Source organism: Thiothrix fructosivorans (assembly GCF_017349355.1).
GTDB classification, from domain to species: Bacteria; Pseudomonadota; Gammaproteobacteria; order Thiotrichales; family Thiotrichaceae; genus Thiothrix; species Thiothrix fructosivorans.
On sequence record NZ_JAFMPM010000008.1, the window covers coordinates 290,724 to 303,664 of the forward strand.

General features: G+C 47.3%; 10 protein-coding genes. 6 read left to right on the forward strand and 4 right to left on the reverse strand.

Annotated elements, in window-relative coordinates; all coding sequences use genetic code 11:
• Positions 1-57: 57 nt before the first annotated feature.
• The 3 genes from J1836_RS15630 to J1836_RS15640 are packed head-to-tail and all read right to left on the reverse strand — an operon-like array spanning position 58 to position 2,510.
• Entirely contained in the window at positions 58-795 is a 738-nt protein-coding gene (locus J1836_RS15630) for an SDR family oxidoreductase (protein WP_207252065.1), read from the reverse strand.
• On the reverse strand, positions 796-2,124 hold the full coding sequence (locus J1836_RS15635) for an FAD-binding oxidoreductase (protein WP_242632877.1): 1,329 nt from the start codon (positions 2,122-2,124) through the stop codon (positions 796-798).
• Positions 2,121-2,510 carry a GtrA family protein gene (locus J1836_RS15640; RefSeq protein ID WP_207252066.1) on the reverse strand — a complete coding sequence of 130 codons (390 nt, stop codon included), beginning with the start codon at positions 2,508-2,510 and terminating at the stop codon, positions 2,121-2,123. The genes J1836_RS15635 and J1836_RS15640 overlap by 4 nt, the downstream gene beginning before the upstream one ends.
• Positions 2,511-2,539: 29 nt before the next feature.
• Between J1836_RS15640 and J1836_RS15645 the strand changes: the two genes are divergently transcribed.
• From J1836_RS15645 to J1836_RS15665, 5 genes are all read left to right on the forward strand, one after another.
• Complete coding sequence (locus tag J1836_RS15645) at positions 2,540-3,418, forward strand: decaprenyl-phosphate phosphoribosyltransferase (protein WP_242632878.1); 879 nt, start codon at positions 2,540-2,542, stop codon at positions 3,416-3,418.
• A gap of 27 nt (positions 3,419-3,445) precedes the next feature.
• On the forward strand, positions 3,446-3,850 hold the full coding sequence (locus J1836_RS15650; RefSeq protein WP_242632964.1) for a divergent PAP2 family protein: 405 nt from the start codon (positions 3,446-3,448) through the stop codon (positions 3,848-3,850).
• Between the two features lie 119 nt (positions 3,851-3,969).
• On the forward strand, positions 3,970-5,670 hold the full coding sequence (locus J1836_RS15655; RefSeq protein WP_207252068.1) for a FecR family protein: 1,701 nt from the start codon (positions 3,970-3,972) through the stop codon (positions 5,668-5,670).
• A gap of 42 nt (positions 5,671-5,712) precedes the next feature.
• Complete coding sequence (locus J1836_RS15660) at positions 5,713-7,605, forward strand: CHASE2 domain-containing protein (RefSeq protein ID WP_207252069.1); 1,893 nt, start codon at positions 5,713-5,715, stop codon at positions 7,603-7,605.
• A gap of 92 nt (positions 7,606-7,697) precedes the next feature.
• On the forward strand, positions 7,698-8,945 hold the full coding sequence (locus tag J1836_RS15665) for a tetratricopeptide repeat protein (RefSeq protein WP_207252070.1): 1,248 nt from the start codon (positions 7,698-7,700) through the stop codon (positions 8,943-8,945).
• On the opposite strand, the gene J1836_RS15670 is transcribed toward J1836_RS15665, so the two are convergent.
• Positions 8,942-9,631 carry a Crp/Fnr family transcriptional regulator gene (locus J1836_RS15670; RefSeq protein WP_207252071.1) on the reverse strand — a complete coding sequence of 230 codons (690 nt, stop codon included), beginning with the start codon at positions 9,629-9,631 and terminating at the stop codon, positions 8,942-8,944. The genes J1836_RS15665 and J1836_RS15670 overlap by 4 nt on opposite strands.
• A 250-nt stretch (positions 9,632-9,881) precedes the next feature.
• On the opposite strand from J1836_RS15670, the gene J1836_RS15675 reads away from it, so the two are divergent.
• A complete protein-coding gene (locus tag J1836_RS15675; protein ID WP_207252072.1) occupies positions 9,882-12,854 on the forward strand; it encodes a calcium-binding protein in 2,973 nt (990 codons plus the stop codon).
• The last annotated feature ends 87 nt before the right edge of the window (positions 12,855-12,941 follow it).

Genomic DNA, 12,941 nt, shown 5'->3' on the forward strand with positions numbered 1-12,941 from the left:
TGAAATACAAACTGAGCAATAGTAGTAAAGGTTTGTACTGCAATAGAGTGCGTAAATTCATAATGATAGCCGCTTAAAGAGACGTTCTGGGATAGCGCGAATGATCAGTAAAATATAGCGCCACCAAAACGGTAAATACACGACATCACGCTGTTTTTCTATCGCCATGACAATACCGGCGGCAATCGTATCGGGTTCTGCCCACAAGATTCCTTTTTTGAAAGCGGCAGTCATGGGGGTATTCACAAACCCCGGTTTGATGGTTAATACGTGTACCCCGTGTTTATGCAAGCGATTGCGCAAGCCTTGCAGGAAAATGCTGACCGCCCCTTTGGCTGTCCCATAAATATAATTGGATTGACGCCCGCGATCGCCCGCAACGGAACTGATCACGGCGAGTGTGCCGTGTTGCTGTTGTTCGCAATAATTGGCTAAATGGGTTAATAGCGCGATGACACTCAGTGCATTGGTCGTGAATTCTTGCAAGGTGAGGTTAATATCTTGTTCACACGCGTTTTGATTGCTTAGTGTGCCGTGTGCGATCAGCACAATGTCGATGCCGCCTAATGTTTGAATAGCCGTGTTTAATACGCTCGGATATTCTGCAATGGCATTGGCATCAAGCGTGGCAACGTGGGCAGATGCCGCACCACGTACCGTCAAATCAGCGGCTAGGTCAGCCAGACGTGCCGCATCTCGCGCTAATAAGTAAATGTGTGCGCCTTGGCTTGCAAAGCGGCGTGCCGTTGCTTTCGCAATGGCAGACGTGGCACCGATAATTAACAATTTTTGCATTTAGTCTAGCCCTAAGCGACGTGATTGTAGGGAGGCAAATCGACCAAGACTGCCGTATTGCGCCCGTATAGCTTGAAACATTTCCCAGCGCGGGTAACTGCGTTTGAATACGCTTGCCTTCATACGAGCATCTTTAGCAAGGTAAATACGCCCGTGAAAATCCAAGACTCTGGCATCCAATTCATCTAAAAAAGGCAATAAATCAGGTGTAAGTTTGAAATCCAATGCCAAGGTATATCCCTTCAGCGGAAAAGAGAGCAGGTTATTATTTTCTGCACCCAAGGCTTTGAGGACAGCGAGAAATGACCCACGCCCTGAGGCAGCGATATGCCGCAAGATCGTGTGCAAACCTTCCTTACCCGCGTCTTGAGGGAGAACCAATTGGTATTGCACGAAACCATTGCGCCCATACAGGCGATTCCAATGCTGAATGCGATCCAAGGGGTAAAAAAATGGCTGATAATGCACCCGCTGTTGTACGGATTGTCCACGAATGCGGGCGTAGTACAGGGTGTTGAAGGCGCGTATTGAATAGCGATTCAATAATAGGTGCGGCATATCAAAGGGAACGCTAACGTTGGAGGACTTAACGGTATGCAATGTGCCGCCGGATTCATGCTCACCCAGCATGAGTAAGGAGCGTCCCAATGATTTACCTTGTGCTAAACAGTCGATCCATGCCACCGAATAAGTGGCTTGATCTTGGCTGGCGAATAAGTCTAGCGCTTCGGTTAGATGACGTGCTTTCAGCGTGGTTTGCATGATAGCCGTGCTCTGGATCGGCTTTAGGTGCAAGGTGGCAGTAAGAATGATGCCCGTTAGCCCCATACCACCACAGGTACTGTGAAACAGTTCTGCATGTTGTGAACGTGAACACGTCAGGGTGTCACCATCGGCGAGTAACACCTCAAGGGATGCTACGCATTCACTGAAACAACCGTCGTGATGATGATTTTTACCGTGTACGTCACTGGCAATCGCGCCGCCGACCGTGACAAATTGAGTGCCGGGGGTGATGGGTAAAAACCAGCCTTTGGGGACAAAGACCGAGAGCAGTTCAGCGAGTGTTACGCCAGCATTGCATCTCAGTTGACCTGTTGCTGGGTTAAATGCCAGCAGTGCATCCAGTTGCTGGGTATTGATGACATGTTCTGCTAAAGCGCTGTCGCCATAACTACGCCCCATCCCTTGGGTAATACAGGGCATGGTTAGGTTGGGCAGATGGTCTTGGCATTCGCGGGTGGATAATGGTGTGTAAATATACCCTTGCTGTTGAGGGTAACGTCCAAAGCCTTGTAGCGTGGTGAGGGGTGATAGATAGCTTTTCATCTAAATACATGGCGCTTATCTAATTGGTATTTAATCACATACCCAATGCTCAAACCCATAATGCCACCAAGGTAACGCATTGAGTTTGTTTGAAAAATGGCTTGAAATCCAAATTCAAACCCCCAGAAAATCAGGGTAGTGATAATACCTGTCGCCGTGTACAACAGAAAGGTTTTGCTGCTATGCACGGCATCACGTGTGGGGAAACGAAAAATGTAGTGTTTATCCAACGTATATTTGACTAACAAACCTGCGGCTGTACCGCTTAACACTGATAGTTCGAGAGCAAGCCCGCCCTCATAAATACGCATGACGGCTGCCTGTACCCCAATATTTGCTATGATAGCGATCAATGCAAACAGTGCGTAAGTAAAGACTAACGTCATATACACTTGCCCAAAAGGTAAATCTAGCCGTGAATAATATAGTATCAATGCTCTCCTTGCCACCAAAACTCCGGGCATTGCTCCGACTGATGCGCCCACGGCAGTGGATAAAAAATGCTTTCGTATTAGCCCCCTTGCTATTTGCGGGTGAATTTTTGCATATTGGGAGCGTGGTCAATGCATTAGGCGCAGTGGTATTGTTTTGCATGGCTTCTTCCGCTGTGTACATTGTGAATGACTGGCGAGATGTTGAACGTGATCGGCAGCACCCGCTCAAGTCCAAAACGCGTCCGTTAGCGTCAGGGGATGTTAGCCAACGTGCTGCGTTACGCTTATTGATCGTGTTAGGTGTATTGGTGTCCTTGGGGGGGCTAGTTATGCCCAAGGTGGGCTTGGTGATATTAACCTATGTTGTTATCAACCTTACGTATACGTTTTGGCTCAAACATGAGCCAGTGTTGGATATTTTCACCATTGCCAGTGGTTTTGTCTTGCGCGTTTATGCGGGTGGGATGGCTTTGGATGTTCCTGTTTCGGGGTGGATGTTTGTGACAACTTTATGTTTGGCATTGTATTTGGCATCCGTTAAACGCCGTCAAGAGTTGTTACAAAGTGGCATCGACGGGCGGAAGGTTTTAGAAAAGTATTCTGTTGTATTGGTGGAACGCTACGCCGAAATGTCTGCTACAGGTGCGTTGATCTTTTACAGTTTATTCATTATGTCGGAAAAACCAAGCATGATTATGACGATTCCAGTAGTGTTATTTGGTTTGTTTCGTTACTGGTATGTTGTTGATATGTTAGAGGGTGGGGAATCCCCTACCGATGCATTATTCAGTGATCGACAACTGCAACTGGTTGTTATTATTTGGGTGAGTATGTGTACTTGGTTGCTAATGGTGAACTGAGGGGAGGTTGAGATGGATATATCTTACATGGTGACTCCCTTCTTGGCTTGGTTGGTGGCAGGGGGGCTAAAGTTTTTGGTGAATAGTGTCCGTGCTGGACAGTGGGCCTTTCAGTTAGTTGGATACGGTGGGATGCCGAGCAACCACAGTGCGATCGTCAGTAGTATGACTACTTTGATTGCGTGGCGTGAGGGGATTGAGCATCCCGCTTTTGGCGTAGCATTAACGCTCGCGTTTATTGTCATGCTGGATGCGAACAGTTTACGGGGTGAAATGGGTAAGCACGCGATGATGTTAAATCGCTTAACGGCTGATGCAGCACACGGGGTGCTGAGAGAGCGGATGGGGCATAGCAAGACTGAAATAGCAGCAGGTGTGGCAGTGGGGGGAGTAGTCGCTACAATTGCCTATTATTTGCTAGTAAAGCAATGATTTGAACTGTTTTTGTTCAATGTGTTGCAGATTCAAAATGTGATGGCTATCACACTGTTGTGTGGGTAAGCAGCGTACTATAAGAAAAGCAATACTCTCATAAAAATAGGAGGTATCCAATGAAAGTGGTGCAATTGATATTATTGGTTGTCCTGTTCATGTTTGAGCCACAGGTTATGGCACAACCTAGTCAGACAGGGGCAGTCGGGGAAGTGGTCTTTTCCATAGGTCGCACCCAAGCGCGTATGGGAACAGCAGAAACCGTGGGGATCAAGCAGGGCGATCAGGTTTTCGTGAATCAAACATTATCGACTAGTCGGGGTGGGCATCTACATCTTCGGATGAGTGATGGCGCTTTTTTGAGTCTGCGTCCTGATTCCGTGGTGACTATTGCACAATACTTGGTGGATGTTGCTGTACCTAGTAATAACCAGATACGTCTGGATGTGCATAAGGGCAGTGTCCGCTCAGTAACGGGCGCGGCTGGGCAGGCGAATAAAGCTGGATTCCGCTTGAATACACCTGTCGCTGCTATTGGCATTCGGGGTACGGATTTTACAGTGTTTACCGATAACCAACTATCCAGCGTCAGTGTGCGTGAAGGTGGTGTGGTGGTTTCACCCTTTACCTCTGCGTGTAGTCGGACGGCTTTGGGCGCGTGTGCTGGCGTGCAGTCGGTGATGTTATCCGCCTACAACCAACAAATGGTTGCTGAAGTTGTGCAACAGCACGCGAGTATCATTGCCAAAGATGAAGCGCAAGTTGTGCCTGATACCATCAATCCTGCTCATCCAGCAGAAGACAAAAGTTTGAGTAATGTGCAGGAATCCTCTCAAAATACGGGTGGTGATGCCGCCGTTAAGCCATCTGATACAGCAGGCAAAAGTAATGGTTCGACTGTTGCTTCAGCCACTACTACCAAGGGAACTGGTACGATGGAAAGTGCATCCGGCGGTGTTCCTACTAGCACATCTACAAGCAAAGATGCTGCTGCGGCAAACACGGGAAGTGTGGCTAAAACAGTGACGACCACGAATGGTTCTACCTTCACGTTGGTGTCATCTGCCTCTACAAACAGCAATAGTGATGCTGCTGTTTCGGTGGCACCCTTGACACCGATTACGGCAAACGTAGGACCTAAAGCATCCGTAACATCGGAGCTTGCCAGCCGTATCATTGCTGAAAATGAAACTGGCTATACGCTGAAACAAATTGATACGATTGCAAATGCCACGGTCAATCCGCCAACTAACACACCCCCTGCGGTAGTGGATGTAAAACCGACAGTGCCTGTTGCTACGCCAGAGGCTCAAGTGTTCTATTGGGGACGCTGGAATGCTTATGCAGAAAATGCTGACCAAGCTATTTTGCGTGATCAGGTGAAAAATAAGCAAATTTTCACCAATAATAGTGTTCATGTTTTAGCAACGACGCAAAAAACGCAGGGCGTTATGCCTTCTCCTGTACTGCCTGCTACTGGCAATATGGAGTTTGTGATGGATAAAGGCGAAGCGGTGGTGATGGTAGCCGAGAAAGTGCGTGCTGCTGAAATCAGTAATCCTAAATTAGCGATTAATTTCGATACTAGCCGCTTTAATACCAGTCTGGATGTTAATTCCACCGCTTTGACCAATGGTACGGCGCATTTGAATGCAGAGGGTACATTGAGCCGTTCCAGTGGTTTGTTAGCAAGTTCTGTCGTAGGTTCTAACATGAATGTTTCTGGGGCACTCAGTAGCACTGGTTCTCAAGCTGGGTATGTATTTGAACAACCCGCCACTGGGATTTCGGGGGCAACCAGTTGGCAGGTCCAGCCGTAAGGAGTCTTTCTGGTTACGCGTAGTGTTGTCTTATTACTAATCATGTTGGTGCTGGGGGCATACGTTGTTGTGCCGCCAGCCTTGCGCCCCACTATGCTGACTCACCTTGAATACCTAGCGTATGATTGGCGAATGCAGCTTGCCTCCCCTTCTCTTACCACCAATCCGTTAATTGCTGTTATTGATATTGATAACGAAAGCCTTGAAAAAGTGGGGCGTTGGCCGTGGTCGCGAGAAAAATTTGCTGAATTAGTGACGAATTTAAAACAACACCATGAAGTGATCGGCATGGGGTTAGACGTACTGTTTGTGGACGAGGCATGTCAGGGGACTCAAGCAGATCAAACGTTGAGTGACGCGTTAAGTGAAAATTTACCTGTCATGGCGGTTTCTTTTCAGGTAGGCGATGATGAAGCATTATTGCGTAGTGGTGAGTTGGGCAAAGGTGTCACTTTAAGTTGGGCGAATGGTATTCCACCTCGATCGCCTTGGTGGGGTCAAGCTTATGGTTATGTTGGAAATTTAGGGGGATTTCTCTCGCCAAATGTAACCACCGGACATATTTCGCCGCAACGGGATCTTGATGGTAAAGTGCGTCGTCTCAAACCCATTTATCAATGGGGTCAGGCTTATTACGATACGTTAGCTTTGGCGGTGATGCGTCAGGCACAAGGCGTGAATGATGTTGAGTGGGATGGGCAGCTTGCACATTGGTTGGATTCACCGCATCTGCGTATTAAGGGAGCAGAAGGACAAGCGTTGCTCTCCATCCCAATTAGCAAGGATGGCGACGTGTTGATTCCTTATTCTAATGATAAAACCAATAGCGCCTATGAGCGTATTTCAGCGTACCGCATTTTGGAAAAAGATCCATCCGTAGACTTATGGGGCAAATTTGTCTTGATTGGTTCTTCAGCAACGGGTCAGGCAGATGTCGTTGCTAGCCCGTTGCGTTCTGGCTTGCCGGGTGTGGAAGTTCATGCAGCGATGTTGGCTGCTATGTTGGATCAACAGAATATAGCTTTCAAAGTTCAACCCGCTAATGAGCCATGGTTACAGCTTGCCTTGCTCTTCATTATCTTGGTTATCTTGTGGTTAGCACGTTGGTCGGGAGTTTGGTTAGTTCTCGTGGTCGGCCCTGTATTATTGGTTACGTGGGGGGTTAGTAATTACCTCTTGTGGACTCAGTTCCAGTTGGCTGTTGAAGTGTTGCCACCTGTGTTACTGATTATTATGGTGATGGCTTATTTGGTCATTGGTGATTTACTGGATATTAATGCGCGTCATCAGCATGTGCGTAAAATGTTTGGCTATTATTTGCCTGCCCCTGTCGTACAGCGTTTAGCGAATGATCGCAGTGGTGTGGATTGGTTGAAAGCTGAGCGTAAAGATATGACGGTATTATTTGCCGATATTCAAGGCTTTACGACCATGGCCGATACCATGAGCCCTGAGGCGGTTGCCTCGATTACGTGGGAGCTTTTTTCAGGTCTGACGGAAGTGATTCATCAACACGGCGGAACAGTGGACAAATACATGGGCGATGCAGTCATGGCATTTTGGGGAGCGCCTTTGCATGACAACGATCATGCCTTGCACGCTGTGGAGGCTGCTAAAATGATGCAGCTTGCCGTGCAGCGTATGAATCAGGCAATATTTGCCGAGAAAAATATCCAGATACGTTTAGGGATTGGTATCAACACGGGGTCGATGTTGGTGGGTAACTTGGGTTCTGCGCAGCGTCATGCTTATACCGTTATGGGGGCTGTGGTGAATACTGCGTCTGCCGTCCAACAGCTCACCCGTGCTTATGATTGTGATATATTAGTCGGCGAGGAAACTGCGCAGCGATTATTGCCAGAAATGGTGGTTGATTTAGGTGCAGCCGATAGTAAAAAACTTCTCCATAAAATCAATATTTATGCTGTGAGATAGCGTGTATCCCTCTAGACTCACGCTTGTTTTAGAGCCTGTAAAGGAAACCCCGAATGCCATGTCAGCGACCCCTTTTGCCTGTTGTTGGATGCTTGGCTTTGTTTTATCTCACGCCTACGTTTGCTTGCGATCCTGCTGTGGGTGAATATGGGCAAGCTGTGCAATTGTTTGATCAGGGGGATTTTCGCGCGGCATTGAGTATTTTTCAAGCTGTTTATCAGGCTAATCCCCAATGCCTTGGGGCAAAGCTGGATATGGCTGAAAGTTATTTTATGTTGCGTGAGTTTGACGAAGCGCATCGGTTGTTTACAGAGATAAATACGCTCCCCGATCTCCCCATCGGTATCCGGCAACGCTGCGAAGGCTTTTTGCGCATCATGGAGGAAGAGTCAGCTATTCAAGCAGAATCCGTAAACCTTAATGTGCCTGCTCGCCCATTGCCCCGCTTACAAGTATCAGTGGGTGCGGGGGCTAGTGATAATGTTAACAATGGTGTTGGGTTTGATGCGTTGACCTTTGATCAAGGTGTTTTAAAAGGGCAAACGCTTAAATTATCGGAAAACCGTCAAGCGCGGTCGGGGTCTTGGCATGATGTCGAAGTGGCGGCTCAACACGTTCTACCGGTTGTTTATGGTGCAGAAACGCGTGCTTATACGACCGCCACTTGGCGCGGTAATCACCAAGAAGATGACCCCAATCTAATCACCATGAAGGGAATGCTTGAGGTGAAGCCCGGTGAGTGGGCGAATCAGGTCGAACCGCGTGCCGTGTTGTCAGGCGGGGCGGTGTTATTGGGGGGGGATTACTATCGCGAAGATATTGCGGTAGGTGTGCAAGTTCAACCTAAATGGCTGGGTCGAAAGGTTGCGCTAGGCTATCAATTTACCGATAGTGATTACCAAACATCTACGGTTGAAGAAACTGATGCCCGCCATCATCGGGTTAGCTTGAGTGTGCCGTTGGCAGTCATCGGTGAACATGCCAAGGTGGGGATGGATGCCAGTTATCAATGGCCTGAATCAGCCGAGCGCTTAGCCGATTACCATGAAGTCTCGACGCGCTTACGTTTAAACATAGCTCCACCGGCTAAGCGTTATTCCGTCGCACTGAGTTATGGCGCAAGTCAGCAAGTGGATGCGGCTGCTTATAACTTGTTAGTTTTTGGTGAACAGCATCGCAATTTGCAGCAGCAAGTGGTGAATCTGGGGGTTGCTTGGCAAGCGGATAAGCGCATGACATATGAAGGTAAAGTGCAGGTGCGAGAGCAAGTGTCCGACATTCCCATATTCAATAGTACGGCTGTTGACGCGATGCTGGGTATCCGTTGGCAATTGGACTAGTCATCTTCGAGTAGCCCACGCAAACCGTCTATATTTTCAAGATACAGGCTTTTACCTTCTTTCTTGATAAACCCTTCTTCTGATAATTGCGAAAAGGCACGGGAGATGCTCTCGCGGGTTGTGCCAAGCAGTATCCCCAAGTCATATTGTGTAGGCATATTCTTGATGCAAACTTTCTGTGTTGGTGTCATGCCGACAGGCAATTGTCCCAATAGATACGATGCCAGACGGTTAGCAATATTCTGTTGTTGCAGAACTAGCCGGTGCAGATTGTTCTTGCGAATGACGGCGGCCATGTTTTGCATGACCCGTTTTGAGACTAAGGGTACTGAATAGATGAGTGTTTCCGCATCCTTAGGGGATATAGAGGCAATCTCACAGCGGGTGGTGGCTTGTACGGCCGCCGAACGTGGATAGCCATCAACAACCGCCAATTCGCCAAAGTGAGTGGGCGCATCAATAATGGCGAGCGCAATTTCTTGCCCTTGGCGGTTCATATCCAGCATCCGTACTTGACCGCTTAATAAAAAAAATAAGCGTCTAGAGGTATCATGCCGTTCAATAATGTAGTCGCCTCTGCTCACTTGTTCAACACGACAGGACTTACTGAGCGAGTCTATGAGTGCTTCTGGCAAATCAGTGAGCAGAGGGATTTGAGCTAATGACTTGAAACTTAACGCTTTCATGATTTTATTAGACCCGTGTGCCAATCAATTAATATGGTGTTAAGCCTAGCATAGCTTTGTTAGGCAATGAGTGCCTTTATTAGATAAATTTTACTCATGAGCATTAAATAATAAACCATTGTGATGATTGTCACATAAATTCGGTCTTTATCTTGTTAACTTATGCTCCATGGTGATCATACAAACAACTGATGACCAAAAAATGTTCTCAACCAAGTCAATACAAATGTTTTTTTAAGGAGTTTATCTCATGGCAACAACAGCACAACAAGCACAACTCGCTAAACTGTACGTCGGCTACTTCGGTCGTCTGATGGAAAATGAAGGTCTGAAATACTGGTCTGGCGAATTGGACAAGCGTGGTATTGATGCAGTCGCTAACGGTATCTACGCTGGTGCAAAAGGTGATGACGCTGCGATCAAGAGTTTGTCTAATCAAGCATACGTTGAAAATGTCTATAACAACGTCCTGAACCGCGCTGGTGATGCAGCCGGTGTTACTTACTGGACTAACGAACTGGCGAAAGGCGTAGGCCGTGACATTATCGTTCTGCGTATTTTGGACGCGGTTAACAACCCTGGCAACGAAGCTGACAAAGCGATTTTGGAAAACACTGCAACAGTTGCACTGGAATTTGCTAACAACTGGAAATTAGGCGTTTCTGCTGATCCAAAAGCTATCATGGACGCGATCACTTCTGATCCAAAATCCATTGAAACAGCACATACCTTGATCGTTGGTTCAACTAAGCCTGTTGACCCAGTTATCACTAACCAAACGTTCAATCTGAACGATAGCAAAGTAGATTACGCTGCTAACGTACAAGGTGGCGCTGGTAACGACACTTACAATGTGACTGACTTCAAAACGGCTGCTATCAACGGTGGCGAAGGCTCTGACACACTGAACATGGTTGACTACGCTGATGGCGTTACTGTTGACCTGCGTGCTGGTACTGGCCCAGATGGCATGACCATCACTTGGGTAGAAAACGTAATCGGTACTGAAGGCGATGACGTGATCACTGGTAGCCGTGACGCGAACGTTATCACCATGATGGGTGGTGCTGACACTATCGATGCTTACTTGGGTGATGACATTATCGTTGCTGCTGACATGGACAACGTTATTGATTCCACTATCAACGGTGCATCTGGTAACGATACCCTGAAAATTCTGGCTGCTGACATTGATTTGGATGCTGTTGCGCTGGCAACTTCAAGCGTTGAAATCTTGAAAGTCGGTTATGATGGTGTTGAAGAAGTTGCTGCTGCTGCTACTGTCTCCGTCGATGGTGATGCTTTCGATCCAACAGCAGAAGGTATCAAGGAAATTCACGCTAACACTACTAAAGTCTATGACCGTAAAGGTGTTGAGATTTTTGATGAAGTCGTTTCTTCCACTACAAATCTGGATTTGACTGGTGTTGCTCTGCATAACTTTGAACGCGTTGAAGTAACGGGCAATGGTGGTACTATCACCGTTGGTTCCAATACGTTGACTATGTTGAAAGAAGTAGTTGGCGGTCTTGATGCTGGTGAAACAGCGGATGATGCGGCTACTGTTTTAGAGCTGATTGGTAAAGACGGTGACGTATTTGATCTGAGCGCTCCTAAGCTGATCAATATCGCTACGTTGAATGCACCTGTTACAACAAAAGGTGATGCTGGTTTAGATTCAAATGTTAAAGCAACTCTGATCATGAGTCAGGCACAGCTTGATACTTTGGCTTTGGTTGGTGACTTTTCTAAAGATACCCTGCAACTGAAAGGTCAAAGTGTTGACATGACCGGTGTTGACTTAACTGGTCTGGCTGATGGTGCTGATACAGATACTTCTGGTACATTTAAAGAAATCGTTTTCGGTGCTAACAGCACTAAGTCTTTGTTGTTGAGCGACGAAGGGGTCACAATTTTGGCTGCTGGTGGTACTACCATCGTTGGTTCTGAATTTGAAGAAGACTCCTTGAGTATCCGTGCACCTGCTGACACGGCTAATGTTGATATGACTGGTTTAATCACCAAGAGCATCGAGTCTATGGACTTTGAAGGTGCTGAGTCTGTTACTTTGGATAACATTGTTCTGCACGGTGCAGAAGGTGTGAATACACCGAAAGAAGATGTACACAACATTGCAGGCGACTCAGGTGAAGCTACTGCTATCATCAACGGCAATGCTCTTGTCGATGCTGATGCTGACGGTGTTGAAGACGGCACAGTTGATACTGTTGTTGCATTGGACTTGGGTGGTGTTAAGTTGCGTGACATCGCTGCGTTGGGTGATGCTGCTGGTTCTGATCAAAACGTATTCAGTATCGACACTGGTACTATCCTGAGCACAGTGGGCGCCGCTTACGGTGAAATCCAATTGGCAGAAGCCGGTACTTATGACCTGTCTAGCATCAAAACGACCGAAGATGCTAATGGTGATTTCCTGACTGTCACTGGTTCTACAGGTGATGATGTTGTGAAAGGCACTACAGGTGGTGCAAATTACAATATGGATACTGGTAACGATACCGTGAACGGTGGTGATGGCATTGACAACATCAACGGCGGTGCAGGCAACGATACGCTGAACGGTGGCAAAGGTGATGACATCCTCGAAGGCGGTGCAGATAACGACACCATGGATGGTGGTGCAGGCGATGATACTCTGCACGGTAACTCCGGTGTTGATAGCCTGACTGGCGGTGCTGGTGATGACCTCTTTGACTTCACAACGGGTGATTCTGGTAAAACTCCAGAAACCGTTGATTGTGTCAATGACTTCACTTTCACTGCTACTGGCGATCAAGATAGCATTAACTTCACGTTCCAATCCGGTGACCAAGCGGCTGTTGATGCGATGACCGCTAGTCAAGATGCAGTGCATTTTGACAACGTAGGTGCGGATTACGCTGATGAAGCGTCATTGTTGGATGCTGCTGAAGCTGCCTTGACTGACTTCTTTGCAACTCTGCTTGATGATGATGCTGGTGTTGATACTCTGGGTTCAGATGCAATGGCAGTAGAGTTCACTTATGCGGGTAACAAGTACTTGGCAGTGGATGCTTACTTGGCACCGCTTGATGTTGCTACTGATGAACAAGTAATTAATCCAGATTACGTTCCAGCGGCTGACTTCATCGTTAAATTGGCAGGTGTTACTGATAGCCAATTGGCTGCGGCATTTGACAATGGTAACGTTGGTGTTGGTGGTGAGTACGTTGCAGCAGCGTAATATCCACTAAGTTGCTGTCATTGGCACTAAGAGGCCGGGTCTTTGACCCGGCCTTTTTTGTTTGTGCGTTTTGATAAAATTTTTCTA

Coding starts and splice junctions, on each gene's coding strand:
- J1836_RS15630 (WP_207252065.1), bottom strand. CDS start 795: ATGCAAAAATTGTTAATTATCGGTGCCACGTCTGCCATTGCGAAAGCA.
- J1836_RS15635 (WP_242632877.1), bottom strand. CDS start 2,124: ATGAAAAGCTATCTATCACCCCTCACCACGCTACAAGGCTTTGGACGT.
- J1836_RS15640 (WP_207252066.1), bottom strand. CDS start 2,510: ATGACGTTAGTCTTTACTTACGCACTGTTTGCATTGATCGCTATCATA.
- J1836_RS15650 (WP_242632964.1), top strand. CDS start 3,446: ATGGTGACTCCCTTCTTGGCTTGGTTGGTGGCAGGGGGGCTAAAGTTT.
- J1836_RS15655 (WP_207252068.1), top strand. CDS start 3,970: ATGAAAGTGGTGCAATTGATATTATTGGTTGTCCTGTTCATGTTTGAG.
- J1836_RS15660 (WP_207252069.1), top strand. CDS start 5,713: ATGTTGGTGCTGGGGGCATACGTTGTTGTGCCGCCAGCCTTGCGCCCC.
- J1836_RS15670 (WP_207252071.1), bottom strand. CDS start 9,631: ATGAAAGCGTTAAGTTTCAAGTCATTAGCTCAAATCCCTCTGCTCACT.
- J1836_RS15675 (WP_207252072.1), top strand. CDS start 9,882: ATGGCAACAACAGCACAACAAGCACAACTCGCTAAACTGTACGTCGGC.